The sequence below is a fragment of the Bacillus benzoevorans genome (genome assembly GCF_014207535.1).
GTDB classification, from domain to species: Bacteria; Bacillota; Bacilli; order Bacillales; family Cytobacillaceae; genus Bacillus_BD; species Bacillus_BD benzoevorans.
Window position 1 is genome coordinate 78,018 of the sequence record NZ_JACHGK010000011.1, and the last position, 17,644, is coordinate 95,661.

A 17,644-nucleotide genomic window follows, 5' to 3' on the forward strand; every position below is an offset into this window, starting at 1 on the left:
ACTTGTCCTTTTGCTTTGGATAGACAAGTCAATATGATCCAAAAAGCCCTGTACCATTAGAGTGTACAGGGCTAAAAGAAACAATACTTAATAAACGTTAGAACAGTTCCATTTGTTAACGTGCTATCCGTATCCTTCTCCCATCCAGACTTTAACTGTCGGTTTTGGAATTTCACCAAATCCACCGTTTTCAAATATGAAACCGGGTCACGGACTAAGAGGCTCGATCACCTCATCACCGCCGGTTGGGAATTACACCCAGCCCCGAAGGATTGTCTTATTTAATTAATTTCAATTATCTCGGACAAACCCTAGTTCTGTCAAGGATTTATTTTTTTGAATCGGATTGAATTGGATTGAAAATGAAGGTTGTTGACCAATTTCGTCAACGAATCGTCAACATAAAAAAGAACTAACCAATATACATTAGTTAGTTCTTTTTTATCAACGCACTGCTCCAGGACCATTTCATTTTATCATAATCAAATAGCTTTGCCTACTTGCTCTAATAAAGTAAGAAACAACGGACAAAGCTGTACCAGACAGTAACCAAGTGCGCTGTTAAGTATGAGCGTAAAGCCTTTTTCCTTCTGCCCAATCAAAATGAGCAAAGCCCCTCCTGTAATCATCACCCCAGCAATAGGAAGCGCCAAACTAATCATCAAATCAATCAAAGGATCGAAAGCGTGGATAATACTATCCTTTGTCGCTGCAGGAACCGCCTCAGCTGCTAAAACAGGCTTGGCGAAAACAAGGGGCATGGTGATGGATATGCCGATTCTTCTTATTACCTGAGATAATTTCTTATCACCGGTCTTGATTTTGTAATCACCGGACATAAAATCATTGTATTTTATTGTTTCGGTATACATGCCGATCATCCTTTCAGGTAAAATAATATCCCGACGGCTACCGCACTGACCACAAACGGTCTTGTTGGCTTGAAAAAATATAATCCCACTAAACCTAATAAGGGAAGAAATAAATCGAGGTTGAAGAGGATTAATTCTAGTGTAGATAATAGCAATTTGGTTACTTGTTCTATTTCCCATCCAACAACGGCATCAGAAAAACGATTAAAGTGCTCGAGAAAAGTATCCATTTAGCGCCCTCCTAATTTATTTCCTTCAACGTATAGACTCGGCTTTTTAATCCGCCGCATAAAGCATTTAAGCGCGCCCGTCTGCTTTCTAATTCCGTTACCCATATCAAGACAAAATCTTGTTTGGATATCTCCTTTAATCTGCGATATTTATCAATTTTGGCTTTATTTTTAACGATCGGCTGTGATACGTCCACTTCGACAAATACAGGTATTTTCCCGTGATAAAACATAGCATCACTAACGATAGAGACATCGTCTGCCATGATTTTCATTTCATTTTTCCATGACGATGGACATTTTAAATAGATCCATAACTGATTTCTTAAAAGAAAATGCTGTATTTGCGGTGTTTTCTTTCTGACAATTTCACATTTTATCCTTTCCCGACCAGATTTCGAGAGATAATAAACCTTTTCCATGCCATGACGGAAAGAGTGTAAGTATTCGCTCATATCGTTTAAAATGCGGTTGGCATTCCGGTCCCCGCCCAAACGGTGTATGGTCTGGATCTGCTTCCTAGTCAAATAGCTCTGTTTCTTCAAGGACAAGAGTATGTTTTCGATTCTTTGTTGTTTGGCTGCTACTTTTTTCATCTTTATCCTCCCTTACAAAACGCATCGTCCATTCATTTATTTTTTTATTACTCATATAGGGTGTTTGAACAATGGTGTTGGATACCGTTTGATAGATGGCTCGCCCTGGTATCTCCGGCAACTCTTCCGCCCCTCCCTCATCCAGAACCGCACGGCTAGCAATATTAGTTTTCAGCTTAAAACATACCCTTGCTAAAGCGTTCTGACGCACCTGTGAACGCAGTGTTTCATTTGTCGGGTATTGAGTCGCATAAAGCATTCTCAGACCACATGCTCGACCGCGCCGGGCAATATCCTCCACAATATTTTGGCATTCATCCGTTAAGTCAGCCGCCTCATCGATGACGATAAAATGCCGGTCCTTCATATTGGCTTCTTTCACATCTTCAAAGCCATTTTCTTCTAAATATTCATGGCGATGATTCATGATGTTCTGTACTTCTTCCAAGATAGTTATCGCATCTTTTCGGTCTTTACCAAAATTAGAAACTTGCTTTAGTTTCTTGAAACGGGAGAAGGATAAACCGCCCTTCAGGTCAATTAAATGGAAGTGAATGTTTTCCGGTTGTTGCAAAATGAGGGTGGTAATCACCATTTTTAAAAATTGCGACTTGCCAAACCCAGCGGCACCCGCAACGATCATAAAGTAATTGGAATCGAAGTCATGAAAAATTAATTTATCCCTTGATCGCCCAACAGGAACCTTCCAATCCTTAGTAATAAAAGATTCATTCCAAGGGAAATCTTTTATTAATGGACTGTTATAAACCTTGATTTTCATCATCCCGTCAAATTCGATTTCGATTTCCTTTTTGATTCGCTTACCGTTAAATAAATTCTGTATCTGTTGAACTATTGTTTTATCAAACTTTATAGCTCTTAAATCAGAAAGGTTAATATCAATTATTTTGGAACGGACATTTAACCCATCTTCCAGTACATGTCTTTTGTCAATAACTTCTTTTGAAGATAAACCAAGAGGCAGCTGGTAAATGTATTCTGTGCCTCCCTCGAATTTTCGTTTCCTTTGCAGATGTATTGTTTCCGTTTTACCGTTTTCCCGGACAATTAGCCCTGAATTAGTAAAAATGCGCTGTATTTTATCGGCATCGTTGGCTGCAGGACCATTTGTTTTCAGATAAGCATATCCGCCTAATGCACCCATGATTATTGTGGATCCAATTTCAAATATCATTAAATACGCCACTCTCCTTTGGTATTTACGTAGTAAATAGTTGCTACAGTAAAGAATGTTCTTTACACACAAAAACTATTGAAATCTCGCGGTTCGGAATATTCCTTTTTCGTTGCTGTGAAGGTATTTGATAAAGAATATTCTTTATTGCTTGGTCAATATATCTTGTCCCCTATAAAAAAATAAGCAGGACTTAACGAAGTAGTTAAGAATATATTATTTGAGGTGGATTAGATGTATAAATGCAGATTAAAAGTAATATTTGCGGAAAAAGATATTAGACAAGGAGAATTTGCAGAAAAGCTCGGTATAAGTGCGGCTGCATTAAGTGCGATTAAAAACGGTAAGTCGTTGCCATCGTTCCCGGTACTATATAGAATCTGCGAAGAATTGGACATGGATATGAGGGAAATATGGGCGAAGGAATAAAATTAATAAACCACCCCGATCATGAGGCGGTTTTTAATATGCGTAATGTTCTTGGTTGGGATGGTTCCCAGGTGATATAGCCTTTTTCTTTCAGTTTTTCCATGTGAGTATAGACAGTCGAAACCGAAGCTAAATGAACAGCATCTCGAATTTCTCTAACAGTAGGCGCAAACCCTTTTGCATTCATAAGATTTTCGATAATCTCTAATACTTCTCTTTGTTTTTTAGTTAATATATTATGCATATTGTTCCCTCTTTTCTTTGATTGTAGCTACAGCCAAAATCGATTCTATTTTAAAAATGCGAGCTTGCTTCTTTTTATAACAATAAGCTTTCAAGTATGTTTCGTTTATCGCTTTAACTAAAATTCTACGTTTGGAAAACTCATTCCCTTTACTTTGATAAATGATTTCAACAGGAAAAGATTCATCCAGTGATCGCTTTAATAAATTTTGCATGCCTCTCTCCTCCTTTTGAATATATTATAAGCGAACATAAGTTTGTTTTCAACCTTGTTTTAGAACGTTTGTTTGTATATAATATGAATGGGGTGAAGTTGATGAACATATATATCGAAGTGAATTATATAGGATGGGAATGCGATATTTTACGAAAGGGAAACTTTCCCGTGAACAGTTGGCAGTTTAAAGAGGATCCGGATTGGACTGTGGCTGAAGTAACGTTGAAGTGGATTAATGAAATCAGAAGAGAAAATAACATCAGTAAAATTACAAAGGTCACTTATAACCGGGATAATGATATTACGGATCTTGTTAAGGAACTAGATAGCCGAATATATGATATTACTTTACCTTTTTAGCCCCAAACTCATTGAGTTTGAGGCTAAAATTACTTAATGCCATTATCGCTCGCAGGCCCATCCATCATTATCTCGATCGTGTTTGGATGCATATGCAGGGTGACTGCTTTGCACGCCAGATGGATAATATTCTCGCATCGCTGTGCAGTTTTGGAATGATGTTGGCGCTCCTGGTATAACATATGTACCGGAGTTAACATCAGGTGTCGGTTCTGGATTTGGTATTGGTACTGGCGATGGTTGCGGCGTCGGTGCCGGGACTGGTTTAGCTAACGGATCAACTCTAAAAGACGGTTCTAAAGTACGCGCCAAAAACGCGGAAAATTGTCCGCGATTCAGGTGTTGATCAGGACGATAAGTACCATCCGTATAACCACCTGCGATACCATTGGAGGCAACGTTTATGATAGCTTGATAGGATGCCATATTGGCCGAAACATCGGTAAAGTTATTTACGTTTCCGGCATTCAGGGTAAAGGCACGATTTAAAAATATAGCCATCTGACCACGGGTAACCGGCTGATTAGGACGGAATGTTCCATCTGCGAACCCACTAATAATTCCTTTATCTACGGCTGAAGCAATATAACCTGATCCCGTTACATTTGCGACAACATCACTAAATTTTGTATCCCTTGGATCACCGTTTAATCCTAACGCACGACCAATCATGATTGCGGCTTGTGCACGAGTTACTGTATCACCAGTTTTAAAAGTGTTATCTCCATAACCAGTTATGTACCCTTTTGACGATAAATACACTACCTCATCATAAAAAATATAATCGCTTGAAACATCGTTAAATCCTGCTGCGTTCCCAGTGTTTGGAGAAAATGAGCCAAACACCAAAACTAATGCCAATAAACCTATTAGTTTTCTCACTATAGATTCCTCCCCATTTTTGTAAAAATCTATCTTTTTTCTTTATCAGTTTAGCAGATTTTTTTAAATATTGTATATTTTTGTCGCAAGATGTAATATTTAAACAAAGGCGAGGTGATTCCGAATGAAATTTGGAATGCGAAAACCAAGTTTTAAAAAACGTATTTCCGCAAGGATGAGTATAAAAAGGCAAGTTGTCCATCGGGCAGGGATAAAAATGCCAAGAGGTTATGGGTGGTTAAGAGATCCCAAGAAATATGCTTATAACAAGGTATACAACCGTACTACTTTTGATATTTTTAAGTTAATTAAAAAGTTGTTTAAGTAAGCCCCCTCTCATACAGAGAAAGGGCTATATTTTTTATATAATCAAATAGAGACTTTTATCATAGTTAGTTGCACATTGTTTATAGTATAATTTACCCAAAAAGGAGGTACTATGATTGATAAAATCTGGGGATAAGCAAAATTTCATTTACATACCTGGACTTAAATTTATACCAGCTGGAGAAACACCTGCAGATGCAATCGAAAGAATTAACCGTGCGGAAGTAGAAAAGGAAATTGCAGATAAAAAGATGCTGAAACAATTACAAAAGGAATTCCCGGGTAGAGAAATAATTCAATGCGGATCGAGCTGGATTATTAAAGCAGAGGAATAATAGCACATTTCTGCATTTGTATGGATGTTTTAACTTCAAGGACCTAGTAATTTTCATGGGTGTTTATAAGAATGATAACTCCTCTTTGAGGGGTTATCATTTCAAAAAGTTCCGATAAGTTTAAATAAAGTAGGAAATTTTTGTTTTTTGTCGAATATTATATTTAAGTAGAGAAATTTATTTATTTAATGTATAGTTTTTAACATAGCATAAAAATTTATTAGGAGGTAAATTGTATGTGTGCATATAAAGCACTGGATGTTGCAGATTACATTGTACAATACTGCAACACAACCGGAAAAAAAATAACTCATTTACAATTGCAAAAAATCCTCTACTTCTCTGAAGCAAAATATTTAGTTAACAACTCAAATCTTTTTGATGATACAATTTCAAAATGGAGAATGGGGCCAGTTGTTGAAAGAGTGTACCATGAATATAAAACTTTTGGATCAAGTAATATAAGCTACGTTCCAAAGAGGTTAACATTTAAATCAGATGGTACCATTGCATTAACCTCTTTTGACCCCGATTCTATTGAAGAAAAGGATAAAAAGGAAATTGAAAAAATTGTTGATGAATACATTATTAACAGTCCTTTTACTTTAGTTCAAGCTACTCATGATCACTATCCATGGAAGAAAGATGAAGCATTAATAAATGCTGGTACTCATGGGTTATCTTATGACAAATCAGAACTAAAAGACTTCTTTAAGAATAATCCTTCTGCTTTTGAGGTGAAGTAATGGAAGAGGTAAATTTTGAAGAACAACTACTCAAGTTATCGAATAATTTCCATGTTGATAATTCAATTAACAAGGAAATTTACGATCAACTTGAGTATTTTTATTCTATAAACTCTCGTCATGAGTATTTTAGAATTAGTCAGCTGGTTTTTAACCAAGGTGATGAAACTAATGAGGTTATGGAACTAAATCTCTTGTATATCATTGAACTAGCTGAAACCAATCAGTCACTATTTATAAAAAATTACAAAAAATTATATGATCATCTTAGATTAGGAATTACCCAAAAAAAATATATCGAAGATCATTTAAATAGAATTACAAATGAACACGTTGCTGCAAAAAACGAGATTCAATCTGCGATTTCAGAAGCAACTGCAGCAATAAGTAATATTGGATTACAAGCTGATAATCAATCAGAAAAATTAAATGAAATTGAAAAGCACTCCAGGAAGATTACTTCTGATTTCGTATCAATTTTAGGTATTTTTAGTTCTGTGATTTTTGCTGCATTTGGTGGTTTGGAAATATTAAAGAATATACTTGGCAATATTGAAAAAGTACAAACTGGAAAGCTGTTGGTTTTTTCAAGTATTACCATTGGGGCTATTATATTTTTAGTTTTTTTATTATTAAACGGACTTTCCAAATTAACGGGACTAAAACTTAGAAGTTGCAATTGTGATTCGAATGAAAGTTGCAGCTGTAATTTAGTGCAAAAACATCCTTCTATAGTAATTATTTATATGATAATTCTTTTTATTTTTATGATAGGCGTAACCGAATATTTTCTTGATTATCGTACATTAATAAACGACCTTATTAATACTTGGAAGTCCTGGATTAAATTACTTATAGTATTTCTCTTATCATTATTATTTATTATTTCTTCAACTATTTGGTTTCGAAAGAAGAGTGATGCATGATATACAATAGCCCCAAACTCAAACGAGTAAGGGGCTATTTTGTGCTTGTGATGGTGATTCTGAGCGAATTAACTTTTGTTTTGCGGATAACTACTCATTCGATTGATTCAATAATGCTTGTAAATTTTTATATCTACGATGATCCAAAACAGTTGCTAAATAAATTGCTTGTCCGATTGTTAAGCTGCGATTATGAGCAAAAATTTCCCAATCAGTAGAAGATAAAATACCTTCCACTCTTGCTTCTGTATAAATTTTTGCTAATTCATCTAACTTATTTTCGCCGATTAAATCTACCATCGCGACCGCCATCACATCTTCCCCCTTTTGCGGCTCACGTTCCGGCTCTGCTTGAGCTGCATTCACTTGTTTTGGCTCAATCATTATATTGATGTATGAAGCCAATTCCTTTGCGATTGCCTGACAGATTTTTTCGAAGTCCCTTCTGTAAATAGCCGCATCTACAGTTGAGTTTACAAAGCAAATTTCGATTAATACAGCTGGCTCATAAGTCTGAGCCATAACAGCTAAACCTTTGTTCTGTTTTGCTCCTCGATTGAGTAAGCCCCCGCCAGTAGCATCACTGATTGCCTTAGAAATCTTTTCAGCTAAGTCCCTTTGGTCATAGTAAAGGACCTCAGTGCCAATAGCTTTGTTTTGGGTGCCTCCGGAAGCATTAAAGTGAATGGAAACGATGAGACCATCACGGTCGGCATTGTGATGCTTTACGAGAGTACCTAAATTCTGATTTTGATTGCTTGAAGTGTTATCTTCAAAGTAAGTTGACGGAACACCGGATGATTGTAAAATCTCGTAAACTCGTTTCGTGACTTTTCGTGCTTCTGTGACTTCGTTTAAAATGCCGTTTGCCCCAGAACCGATATTGTACCAGTGACCAGGGTGTAGTTCGATTTCACGCGCCGCCATTACTTATCACCTCTTGGCTTGTCATATCCCATAGCCTGCTTACTATCTGACATTCCCTTTGTCGTAGGGTCTGCCACTAAGCCGCCAGCAATCATAACACCAAGTATCGCATCAATGAGCAGCTGATACTCTCCTGCATCAAAACCAAGATAGTGAGTAACAATTAAGCCGATTAAACCAAAAACAGCTACCCAGAATGGATAGCTTTGCACACGTAATTTCCAGTTGATTTTCATTTTAATTTGCCTCCTTTTCCAATGTATCAATCCTTTTATGTGCACTCTTCGTTGATTCCTCGTTTCTGGCTAACCGTTCGCCAAACAACACCATTTGGCGCTCATTCGTTTTAATATCAATTCTAATATCATCGACACCCTTACTGATATAACTTAATTGTGCCTTTAATTCAGCGCTCTCTTTTGCATCTTCTTTTGTGTCGTTTTTTACATCCTTCTCCTTATCGGTTAGGCTTTTTTGCTTATTCAATTGATACCCTTGATAAGCAATCACAACCGCCATGACCGATAATAATACCCCTAATTCAATTGTCATTTTCCCACCCCAATCTGAAGTAATTCTGCCGATTCTAGGATGCAAAAAAGAGAGTCGTTTTCAGGCCCTCTTTTATTAATTAGACAAATCACTTTTCTCAATCAACATAGAGTTAATTAGATTCTCTTTTTCGATGTTCTCAGATGTTAGTTTAGCGATTAACTCTGATTGATGTTCAATTAATTTTAATAACTCGAAACATAAACCAGATGTATAGCTCAATTTAATCCTTCTTCCTTAAATTTGTGGAGTCGCCAAAATCATATCTTTTTCTTCTTCTGTAATACGACCTTTTTCAACTTGGACAGTTAAATAAGCTTCATCAATTTTACCCATAACATACATGTTGCAAAGGAATCCATACATATCATTCATCTCCTAATCTCCTATTCCATCATTAGTGTTAACACAACATCTTCTAATAGCGAAACTCGTTCAATCGTCATATCTTGGGCGCGTTGCTCGTTGCGCGGAGAATATTCAATGAATTCTCCGCTTGCAGGCTCTTGTGTAGATTCGTCTTGAACCTCTAATTCTTTTATTTCATACCCGACTTCGATGTGATCGTTAAGTTCAGTCGTATTGCCCTGCTGAATGTATTGTGAAACTTGGTCAAATTCAGGGATATCCGAGTAGACGATAGGTTTGTAACCATCCGATTGAACATCACTTAATACCAATTCCCCATTCTGGATGATTCCGTACTTTGGCATAATAGCTTACCACCTTTCTTGCTTTATCTATGGTTACATATGGTTTAACGTGCTTGTGATAAAAACTATAGCTGTCGCTCCGTTTAATCCATCCCCAATACGAGATGACAGCAGATGCATCGCTTTCGCTCATATATGGTTTCTTAGCGATTTTCTTTACTCTTCTCCTGATTCTGAGGGCATTACTTTTTCTGAGAATGGTTTTGTTCCGGAAGAAACGGAAACCGAGAAAATCAATATCTCTTTTATCTATTCTAAACACCTGCCAGTTCCCTTTTAAAGTCAACTTCATTTTGTTGAGAAAATTCTCTAATTCCACACGGACCTTATGAAGTTTCTTTTTATTCGGACCAAAAAGAACGAGATCGTCTACATAACGGACGTAGTATTTAACTCGCAATTTTTCTTTGATGAAATGATCTAACGGTTCCAGCACAAAATTAGCAAACCACTGACTTGTATAATAACCGATCGGTAAACCATCTTCTGCATCAATGATTGTATTGATTAACCACTGGCAGTCTTTATCTTTGATTTTTCTTTTAAAAGACTTCTTTAATATCTCGTTATTGATGGACGGATAAAACTTTTTAATATCCATCTTTAAACAATATTTTGTGTTCCTTTTGTCCTTATCTAGCCATTGCCGAACCATCTTTTGACCAAGACTTGTGCCGCGTTTTGGGACGCTTCCGCAGGAATAAGCATACATTCCACGCATCATTATTGGCTCCAGCTGCAGCATAAGTGACCAATGGACAATTTGGTCTGGATAAAATTTTGGCTTATAGATAGTACGCTCTTTCTTATTTGCACCATCTTGGATTACTTTTATATCGGGATTTGACGGAACAAAAGTCTTATTCACAAGCATTTCCTGTATTTTTGAAGCATAATAATCAGCGTTGTCCAATATTTTTTTGACTCTATTTTGCTTCCTTTTGCCAAGGGAAGCCTTGAACATCGCGTGAATGATATTGTTTTTGTCATAAATCTTCTCGTAGATATATCCGATGCGTTTCAAGAGTATCCTTCTTTCATCTTATTAGCCTCACAGTTTTTCGAGAATGAACCTACTAAACTATGCTCTTTACGGCTGTATTTTTAGCAAGGGCTAAGGATTATAGAGTGCAAGTATTGCAATGAATCTAATAAGAGTCTGCCCGCCGATTTTCACGTTAGCATTCGACGAGGAATTGTTGAGATTCCAGTACCAAACGCCATCATTAGCGCCATTGTTCCAGTTCCCACCAACATGGGCAAGCGCGCACTCTATAACCCTATTTCTTTATTATATCAAAATATAAAGACCTTGGAGGGGTATCCCCTCCAAACCTCCCTAAGAGGCTTTTTTAAGCAGACGCCCGCCGATAACCACGCTAGCATCCGACGAGGAATAGTGGAGACCCCAGCACCAAACGCCATCCGTAGCGCCATTGCTCCAGTACCCACCAACATGGGCAATGCGTTGCCCGGTTGCTTGCCAGTAGTAATCTGAGTAATAAGTAGATGCGCCTCCACCTACAGCTGTTGGAAACTGAGCAAACGGATAGTTCGGATCGAACCCAAGCGCTGTTGGATATCCGTTTGCATTAGCGTTAATATATCCCAATTTTTCATATGGACTAGTAAACACATTGCTGGCATATTGCGCTGCATTTTTACAAATCCAAGTTTGAAATTCATTAACGTTAACACCGTCGACAAACTGCCAAACATCACCATACAGCGATTCAATTCCGCGGTAAACAAAAGGATATTTTCCGTCTGTATTGCTGACGATACTTCCGGATGATGCCGCAATGTTCCGGCTAAATCCATTTTTCCAACCGGTGTTATAAACTATATTTCCAACTGCGATGTTCACAGGTGCGCCATCAAACGCAATCGCTTTATTGTTTGTATCATACACGGTGATCCCTGTTATAGTACGACCATATGCAATTTGATTTCCGCCTAATGACGTTCCCAAACTGATGGCTTGACCGACTTTGTATTGATCAGCAGTGGCGTTTGCTACTATGATCCTGTTTGCATTGCTTTCTGCAATTGTTGCGGTATGAGCAGCGTTATATTGACCAGATGTAAAACCAGCCATTACTGCCTGTGAATTTAATGTTGCAAACTCGATGTGAAATAATGCGTGCAGTATATCTACCGCGTGGATGTCTAGTTGTTGATATCCTTTGCGCCCGTCAACATTATTCGCTCTTGCGTAGTTGCGCATGTCCACGATAGTTTTGATGACTAGCGGATATTTATCCGGCTTCGATTCGAGCTTTCCGTCTCCGCTAAGACTCGCTTTATATGAGCCAATGTCTACATATTCCAGTTCTTTACTGTTGACGAAATCCCAGAAGCACCACGGCAGATAAAATCCGGGATATTTAAATTTCGAAATTTCTTTTGAATAAAATCCTGGACCGCTTTTCTTGCGGATATAAAATTTAGGAATACGGGTAAACACATTTCCATAATCATCCGTTACCTGGCCAATTTCGCGATAAATCTGTGCTTTATCGAAGTCATTTTGAACAAATTGTCCGTCTGTCCCGACATTCGCTATTTTGCCGATCGCATCTCCTGTACGGGTTAGAGTAGGAGAGCTTCCTTTGTCCCAATAAATGCCATAAATATCACCCTTTCCGGATGAGATGGCTATTTGTTCGTCTGTGTATTTTTTGCTAAGAACATAAGAAACAGCATCCATTTAGATTCCCCTCCAAGTTGACCCATCCCACATATAAACGTTTGTTGTGTCGATCTCAAAAAATGTCGTTCCGACGATTAATCCCGTTGTCGGCTTGGTATCGGTAGACAGGCCGTACAACTCCATAGAAAACTTGTCCGCAATATTAACTATGGTCCCGTCCTCTTTAATCATCCTGCCGGTCTTTGCCGCATGTTTATTAATATCCACCATGTGATTCACTCCTTTTTAATCAAAATAAAAACACCTTCACAGGTGTTAACGTTTGATTAGGCTTTGTTTCCCTTCAGCGACTAAGATTGCGTCCACATCATCCTGGTAACGCTTGTACAAAGAAATGCCAAACACATACTCGTAATCCTGACTTCCGTCCATGATTTTCAGCGCGATATACATAGCCATCATTACATTCCTCCTGTTAAACTTGGGATAATATTAAACATCAAATCTTCTATGACCGCATCTTGTATATCTAATTTTTGTTTTAAGTCGTTGACCTGCTCTGATAATGGAGCTTGAAACACTGGTTCTGCTTCTGGAACACCAGGATCAGGATATGAATATTCAAGTGTTTTGGTTTCTGGATTGACCCTGTATCCAGAACACGATGCAAAGTCTTGGGCGAATTGTCCGTATGCCAGTTCAATTACATCAAAAGTTTCTCGATTCCGTTCGGATAAAACGGTGTATACTGCTATATCTTGGTCAACTGTTGTCGGAACAACTGCGCCCTGGCGCTCTCCTGTATCAAGCAGAACATTTCCGGTCGCTAAGTCATAATAAATTTTTCTGCCTACTTCCACACTATCACCCCCATACTTCCCATTCATAATTAATTCCACTCACATCAGCAGGCATAACGAAGCTGGTGTTATCTACATATGGGATGGAGTCTGTTTGGTATTTTTCGCCAGTCGTGTTATTCTGCACGGCTACTTTTAACTCAGATGATGTAGCATATCCCAGCAAATAGTTATAATCACCAATGACGTTATCGCCAAACTCTGACCATATAAGGTCGTAACCTTGCTGAATTTGCTGAGTTGTCTTTCTGTATCTAATGATTCTCGGTTTAAAGGCCAATCCGTTTACAGATATTTTATAAGCTACACTAGCGTGTGTTGTGCCACTTCCTGTATAAAAGTTACCACTACCCTTTGCTGAGCTAAAAGCAGTACCGGAAGCGTACAACATTCCGGATTGCTGCTCGCCACTAATAGACTGAATGCCAGATTCTAATTCGGCAAACGTGGCAATCACACCAGATTTTGAGACTGTTCCGCCTTTGTCGGTAATGGCCGCCTCCAATAAATTTTTCCCATCACCGACACCAGCAAAAAGCTCTTCTAATGCACCATCAAGTGTTTCAGATTCAAAATTTCCATTCGTATCTGTTAGTGTTATCATCGTGTCTGGATGCGTTTGTGGGTGCTCATATGGTTCTCCCCCGCTGCCGCTACTGCTTGACCAACCTATATTATTCATTCAAATCACCTCGCTACCAAAGCTCTATATGCTGACGTTGTAGCTATCGTTATTTCTGAAAATGGCTCAAAATTTCCATTGAATGATTCACCGGCTTTGATTGTAAATGTTAATGTGCCGATTGTGACAACTACATCCCCGGCGCCATCGTTTTTTAAAGCAAATCCGAAACATTGTTTAGTAAATGTTTTTGTCGCGTTGGCGCTCCCTGACCACGCATCATGGACAATCGAACCAAGCTGATACATGCTAGCCGCCCCATGCCGGCCGTTATTTGCTTGATAGTCATCAATGTCATCGTTCCAAACTTGCGGCGCTGCTTTCCCTTCGATATCCGTTTTAATTCGTTTGGTATTGTGAGGCATTTAATCACCGCCTTTAAAATTCAAATTCAACATCACCTAAAATGACGCCGCTAAATACCGCGACTCGATCTCCCGCAACTGGTGTATACCACTTCAGGTAAGGGTACGTTTTCTGTCCGATGGTTTCTTCTCCGTCGAACAACACTCTCGGCTTACCTGATGAATAAACAGGGTCTATGGTGCCATATTTTAAACCAACCGTAGCCTGTCCTTTGTTTTTCACTTCTTTTGCAAACTCTTTCTCATTCATCAACATAAAATCACCTAGATTTCTATGATTCTCTTCACCGTATGTTTCATTTTTCCACCTATATCGAAGGGGGTAGACCAGCTTTGCTCCATAAACTTTCCGTTGCTTAACAATCCATCAAACTCAACATTCAAAACGTTTCGGTACCCGTGAAATGGCATAAGTCCCGTTTCAAATATGACTTCTGAGAACACTTGTGATTGTTCAAATGCAATCCGTTCGACAAATAAATCTAGACTCATTTGGTCTTGTACGCTTTCAATGATAATCGGGTCAGCTACAATCGTTCTGCCCCTAGAAACTGTTGAAGTAGGAGATAAAGGATTGTTATTGGTATACCTTGAAACAAGTGGGTTTCTGTCTGGCAGGCTCCTGATAACGATGAATTTATTTGGAACCTTGTAATAATCAATAATTTCCTCATAGCCAGGTGAAACCACGCTTTTTCGGTCTGTCTTATATTCATAGTCATAATTCAACAAAATCGGATTGATATATTCCTTTGCAACACAATTCCCATACTCATCAGTATACAATTCTGTATAATTTCCTAGTCTTAAAATCTCATTTACGGCTTCCAGTTTCTTCTTACCTATATCAAACTCGATATCATCACCGACGAACATCGTTGTAACTTGTATATCGTGCCGCGTAATGCCAGATGACTCCAATATCTCAATAACTGCATCTCGGACCAACAAACCAGAAGGAATAAACCAACGTTCTTCAAATTTATCCTCTTGAAGAATGACGGTTGCATCATAGGCTTCGACTTCTCTTTCAAAATCATCGTCAACTTCTACCCTGGAAGGTGATGTTAAAAGAAACTCGCCTAAAGCAAACTCCATCCATCCGTTGACACCAATCATCTGCTTTTCCATATCTGCCGCAAACCTCGATGACAGGAATGCTTGACTGGCTGGCATCATCTTTCGTTGGTCAATAAAAAAACGGACAAACGGTCTAATCCTGTCCGATAGGTAATTGATATCATCGTCCTCTGTCATCGTGAAAGAGGCTGTTCGTTTAATTGCCACGCTCGCATCGAAATCCACGCTTCCATCTTTGATGTTTTTCAGGTCCTTTTTGTAAATGCCGTCTTTCGTGACAAGCTCAAATCGGAAATCAATGACTTGTTTTGCCCCGTGGAGCATATTGACTATTTCGGTATGGGTAAATCCTTCACGCGATAAATCAATCATTACGCTTCACTTCCTGTGACGGTTTCCACATAGTCAATCGCTTCTAAAAATAAATCAACTTCATACTCTCCGTTTGGCAGATCATTGACCGGGCATTCTTCTAATACACCGTATGCCAGCCTTCCCGAACCATCACGATAACAAATCGTATCAAATCGATTGTAAATGGCTTCAAGCGCTTCTTTTTCGCTTCTGTTTAGTTTTAAACTAAACTCAATGATATTGGTCTGCATTGTTCCAATCTTCTTCACAATTCCTTTTCTGCCCTTATATTCATGTGTTGCAGTTTTAATCTTCGGTGTACTTTTACGCTTGGTCACGCGCCTGAATTGTGTTACGGTACCTTCTGGATCACTTACTACATAGAGAAGTATTCCGCTGAATTCAATCGACGCTTCCGCTATTTCAGAATCCGTATAAGCCCCATTGCTTCCTGTAGAACGAACGAAATAACGATTGGGCACCACGTTTGTAGCCGCGTAATCATCAAATGAATAAGGTGCATTATATCCAATCAGTATCCATTCGTTATTAACGTACTTAAAAACATCATTTCTCGCCACCACAGGCTGTTTTCCAGTTGGCGCAGGGTTTGTATAGGAAACACGAATAAACCCACCTAGACTCTCTGTAGTAACTACAGAAGGAGGGGGGAAATTATAGTCAGTATCAAAAAACGTTTCCGCGTATTCTGTCCATAGACCGTCACTGGTTTTCACTCTTACTTGCAACTTAAAAGTGGAAAGGTTATCTAAATATTTATTAACAAAACACACAGTCGCCGTATCTTCCGCTTCTCCGCTTGTCCAGATGATGTTTTCTGATGTTGTCAGGACATTTACTTGATAATGCGTTTGAACATGCGAATGGTCCCACGACACCGTAGGAGAAGGCATTTCTACCACTGCCGGAGGCGCTAGAATCGTAGGAGCTGCAGGCGTATCCTTTGCGGTAAAAGTCACGATATCTGAGTAAGGGCCTTCCATATCCACACTGTTATAGGTCATAACCTGCCATTCAACCGTTCCTAACGGAAAAGTATCGGCTGGAGCATCCCAATATTGGCTCATTCCTGCGATTTCAACTGTATTCCAATCCACATTTCCTTGCGTTCTCCATTTAAGTGTAGCCCGACCCTGACGATTATTAACAGAGTTCTGAACGTGCTTCCATGATAAACGGTTTGGCAAACTTCTATCTATAACGGCAGTATCACTGACAAATAGATTAATAGGTTTGAGTGGAGCAACATGTTTAAATATAAAAAAGTTACCCGACTCTACCCAATCAGACTGGTTGTCAAACCACGATTTATCCCATTCGGCATAATGTTCCCCGTTTCGATCCGATACCCGTACTCTGATTTTAGCGCGGCTAGTTTCTGTTACATCGACGATGTCCGTCATATCAAAATTCAATTCAGTTTCTGCACCAAAAAAATGATGCTGTAACGGAATCCATGTGCTGCCATCAGGCGTATATTGAAACTCATATGCTAAATCAAGGTAGTGCCCTTCGTACACTTCATAGATTAATGCAGGAATAATTGGCGCCGTTTCTTGCGACTGCGGCAACAGCATAGGCTTCCATGAGCTACCTGTTTTTTCTGTAAATGCTGTATTTACATATAACCCTTGATACCCTTGCACCGAATACATGGTGTATTCAGTGGTTCTTAAATATATGTCGTCCCTTGCTGTCTTTAAAGTGATAGCAAACCATTCATTTCGGACTAGCATCTCATCATACGGTATGGAAATAGTACATACGGTGCCATTAACCTCGACGAAACCAGACTTAAAAAGCTCCCCTATGTTTGTGATGTTTATCCTATCGGAAAGATTTACTACACTACTGTTTCTGTACAATTTAAACTCTAAATCACTTGCGTTTAATGCTGTACCTAGTTTGCTCCCATCAACCTCAAACATAATGGTCTTGATTCTTCCGCGTGTCCAACCGTAGCCAGTTTCGTGTGGAATACTCAACTGACTTATGTTGTCAACTACGCCCCATTCCACGTTTGGTGTAACCTTGTTGGAAACTAATTGGTTAAAAGTACTATTGTTGTAAAAGCTCCGC

At 38.7% G+C, this 17,644-nt stretch carries 28 protein-coding genes and 1 riboswitch; of the genes, 6 read left to right on the forward strand and 22 right to left on the reverse strand.

The genetic code is table 11. The features are described 5' to 3' along the window. Positions 1–128: 128 nt before the first annotated feature. A riboswitch (FMN riboswitch) is annotated at positions 129–276 on the reverse strand. Between the two features lie 206 nt (positions 277–482). The 4 genes from HNR53_RS14995 to HNR53_RS15010 are packed head-to-tail and all read right to left on the reverse strand — an operon-like array spanning position 483 to position 2,893. After that, complete coding sequence (locus HNR53_RS14995) at positions 483–872, reverse strand: hypothetical protein (RefSeq protein WP_184527431.1); 390 nt, start codon at positions 870–872, stop codon at positions 483–485. 5 nt (positions 873–877) lie between these two features. Further along, positions 878–1,102, reverse strand: a complete 225-nt coding sequence (locus HNR53_RS15000; protein ID WP_184527433.1) for a hypothetical protein — start codon at positions 1,100–1,102, stop codon at positions 878–880. Positions 1,103–1,113: 11 nt separating this feature from the next. Next, positions 1,114–1,698 (reverse strand): replication-relaxation family protein, encoded by a 585-nt coding sequence (locus tag HNR53_RS15005; protein WP_184527435.1) that lies wholly within the window; start codon positions 1,696–1,698, stop codon positions 1,114–1,116. Continuing rightward, positions 1,622–2,893, reverse strand: coding sequence for an FtsK/SpoIIIE domain-containing protein (locus HNR53_RS15010; protein WP_184527437.1), 1,272 nt, complete (start codon positions 2,891–2,893; stop codon positions 1,622–1,624). Before HNR53_RS15010 ends, HNR53_RS15005 begins: the two co-directional genes overlap by 77 nt. Positions 2,894–3,127: 234 nt before the next feature. On the opposite strand from HNR53_RS15010, the gene HNR53_RS15015 reads away from it, so the two are divergent. Next, positions 3,128–3,322, forward strand: coding sequence for a helix-turn-helix domain-containing protein (locus HNR53_RS15015; protein ID WP_184527439.1), 195 nt, complete (start codon positions 3,128–3,130; stop codon positions 3,320–3,322). Between the two features lie 19 nt (positions 3,323–3,341). Here the strand turns inward: HNR53_RS15015 and HNR53_RS15020 are convergent, their stop codons facing one another. Both HNR53_RS15020 and HNR53_RS15025 read right to left on the reverse strand, forming a co-directional pair. Beyond that, positions 3,342–3,566 (reverse strand): LexA family protein, encoded by a 225-nt coding sequence (locus tag HNR53_RS15020; RefSeq protein ID WP_184527441.1) that lies wholly within the window; start codon positions 3,564–3,566, stop codon positions 3,342–3,344. Then, a complete protein-coding gene (locus HNR53_RS15025) occupies positions 3,559–3,780 on the reverse strand; it encodes a WYL domain-containing protein (RefSeq protein ID WP_184527443.1) in 222 nt (73 codons plus the stop codon). Before HNR53_RS15025 ends, HNR53_RS15020 begins: the two co-directional genes overlap by 8 nt. A 101-nt stretch (positions 3,781–3,881) precedes the next feature. On the opposite strand from HNR53_RS15025, the gene HNR53_RS15030 reads away from it, so the two are divergent. Continuing rightward, a complete protein-coding gene (locus HNR53_RS15030; RefSeq protein ID WP_184527445.1) occupies positions 3,882–4,142 on the forward strand; it encodes a hypothetical protein in 261 nt (86 codons plus the stop codon). Between the two features lie 42 nt (positions 4,143–4,184). On the opposite strand, the gene HNR53_RS23465 is transcribed toward HNR53_RS15030, so the two are convergent. Next, a complete protein-coding gene (locus HNR53_RS23465) occupies positions 4,185–5,024 on the reverse strand; it encodes an S-layer homology domain-containing protein (protein WP_184527447.1) in 840 nt (279 codons plus the stop codon). Between the two features lie 124 nt (positions 5,025–5,148). Here HNR53_RS23465 and HNR53_RS15040 point away from each other — a divergent pair, with 124 nt between their 5' ends. The 4 genes from HNR53_RS15040 to HNR53_RS15055 all read left to right on the forward strand — a co-directional run bounded on the left by HNR53_RS15040 (position 5,149) and on the right by HNR53_RS15055 (position 7,358). After that, on the forward strand, positions 5,149–5,352 hold the full coding sequence (locus tag HNR53_RS15040) for a hypothetical protein (protein ID WP_184527448.1): 204 nt from the start codon (positions 5,149–5,151) through the stop codon (positions 5,350–5,352). Between the two features lie 115 nt (positions 5,353–5,467). After that, a complete protein-coding gene (locus HNR53_RS15045) occupies positions 5,468–5,686 on the forward strand; it encodes a hypothetical protein (RefSeq protein WP_184527449.1) in 219 nt (72 codons plus the stop codon). Between the two features lie 236 nt (positions 5,687–5,922). After that, positions 5,923–6,432 carry a Panacea domain-containing protein gene (locus HNR53_RS15050; RefSeq protein ID WP_184527450.1) on the forward strand — a complete coding sequence of 170 codons (510 nt, stop codon included), beginning with the start codon at positions 5,923–5,925 and terminating at the stop codon, positions 6,430–6,432. Then, positions 6,432–7,358 (forward strand): hypothetical protein, encoded by a 927-nt coding sequence (locus HNR53_RS15055; protein WP_184527451.1) that lies wholly within the window; start codon positions 6,432–6,434, stop codon positions 7,356–7,358. The genes HNR53_RS15050 and HNR53_RS15055 overlap by 1 nt, the downstream gene beginning before the upstream one ends. A gap of 90 nt (positions 7,359–7,448) precedes the next feature. Here HNR53_RS15055 and HNR53_RS15060 read toward each other — a convergent pair whose 3' ends face one another. The 15 genes from HNR53_RS15060 to HNR53_RS15130 form a co-directional block, all read right to left on the reverse strand. Next, the gene (locus HNR53_RS15060; protein ID WP_184527452.1) at positions 7,449–8,285 is read right to left on the reverse strand and encodes an N-acetylmuramoyl-L-alanine amidase; all 837 of its coding nucleotides are present in this window, start codon (positions 8,283–8,285) and stop codon (positions 7,449–7,451) included. Beyond that, on the reverse strand, positions 8,285–8,521 hold the full coding sequence (locus tag HNR53_RS15065; RefSeq protein ID WP_184527453.1) for a phage holin: 237 nt from the start codon (positions 8,519–8,521) through the stop codon (positions 8,285–8,287). The genes HNR53_RS15060 and HNR53_RS15065 overlap by 1 nt, the downstream gene beginning before the upstream one ends. 1 nt (position 8,522) lies before the next feature. Then, the gene (locus tag HNR53_RS15070; RefSeq protein ID WP_184527454.1) at positions 8,523–8,837 is read right to left on the reverse strand and encodes a hypothetical protein; all 315 of its coding nucleotides are present in this window, start codon (positions 8,835–8,837) and stop codon (positions 8,523–8,525) included. 237 nt (positions 8,838–9,074) lie between these two features. Then, complete coding sequence (locus HNR53_RS15075) at positions 9,075–9,212, reverse strand: hypothetical protein (RefSeq protein ID WP_184527664.1); 138 nt, start codon at positions 9,210–9,212, stop codon at positions 9,075–9,077. A gap of 11 nt (positions 9,213–9,223) precedes the next feature. After that, entirely contained in the window at positions 9,224–9,550 is a 327-nt protein-coding gene (locus HNR53_RS15080; RefSeq protein ID WP_184527456.1) for a hypothetical protein, read from the reverse strand. Continuing rightward, positions 9,504–10,574 carry an RNA-directed DNA polymerase gene (locus tag HNR53_RS15085; RefSeq protein WP_184527457.1) on the reverse strand — a complete coding sequence of 357 codons (1,071 nt, stop codon included), beginning with the start codon at positions 10,572–10,574 and terminating at the stop codon, positions 9,504–9,506. The genes HNR53_RS15080 and HNR53_RS15085 overlap by 47 nt, the downstream gene beginning before the upstream one ends. Before the next feature lie 315 nt (positions 10,575–10,889). Beyond that, on the reverse strand, positions 10,890–12,260 hold the full coding sequence (locus HNR53_RS15090) for a hypothetical protein (RefSeq protein ID WP_184527458.1): 1,371 nt from the start codon (positions 12,258–12,260) through the stop codon (positions 10,890–10,892). Then, positions 12,261–12,473 (reverse strand): hypothetical protein, encoded by a 213-nt coding sequence (locus tag HNR53_RS15095; protein WP_184527459.1) that lies wholly within the window; start codon positions 12,471–12,473, stop codon positions 12,261–12,263. It abuts the gene before it with no gap. A gap of 45 nt (positions 12,474–12,518) precedes the next feature. Continuing rightward, complete coding sequence (locus HNR53_RS15100; RefSeq protein WP_184527460.1) at positions 12,519–12,665, reverse strand: hypothetical protein; 147 nt, start codon at positions 12,663–12,665, stop codon at positions 12,519–12,521. Continuing rightward, positions 12,665–13,063 (reverse strand): hypothetical protein, encoded by a 399-nt coding sequence (locus tag HNR53_RS15105; RefSeq protein ID WP_184527461.1) that lies wholly within the window; start codon positions 13,061–13,063, stop codon positions 12,665–12,667. The genes HNR53_RS15100 and HNR53_RS15105 overlap by 1 nt, the downstream gene beginning before the upstream one ends. A gap of 4 nt (positions 13,064–13,067) precedes the next feature. After that, complete coding sequence (locus tag HNR53_RS15110; RefSeq protein WP_184527463.1) at positions 13,068–13,667, reverse strand: hypothetical protein; 600 nt, start codon at positions 13,665–13,667, stop codon at positions 13,068–13,070. Between the two features lie 83 nt (positions 13,668–13,750). After that, positions 13,751–14,110, reverse strand: a complete 360-nt coding sequence (locus tag HNR53_RS15115) for a hypothetical protein (protein ID WP_184527465.1) — start codon at positions 14,108–14,110, stop codon at positions 13,751–13,753. A 13-nt stretch (positions 14,111–14,123) separates the two neighbouring features. Further along, positions 14,124–14,360 carry a hypothetical protein gene (locus HNR53_RS15120; RefSeq protein WP_184527467.1) on the reverse strand — a complete coding sequence of 79 codons (237 nt, stop codon included), beginning with the start codon at positions 14,358–14,360 and terminating at the stop codon, positions 14,124–14,126. Between the two features lie 14 nt (positions 14,361–14,374). Then, complete coding sequence (locus HNR53_RS15125) at positions 14,375–15,562, reverse strand: hypothetical protein (protein WP_184527469.1); 1,188 nt, start codon at positions 15,560–15,562, stop codon at positions 14,375–14,377. Beyond that, positions 15,562–17,583 (reverse strand): hypothetical protein, encoded by a 2,022-nt coding sequence (locus HNR53_RS15130; RefSeq protein WP_184527471.1) that lies wholly within the window; start codon positions 17,581–17,583, stop codon positions 15,562–15,564. Before HNR53_RS15130 ends, HNR53_RS15125 begins: the two co-directional genes overlap by 1 nt. Between the last annotated feature and the right edge of the window lie 61 nt (positions 17,584–17,644).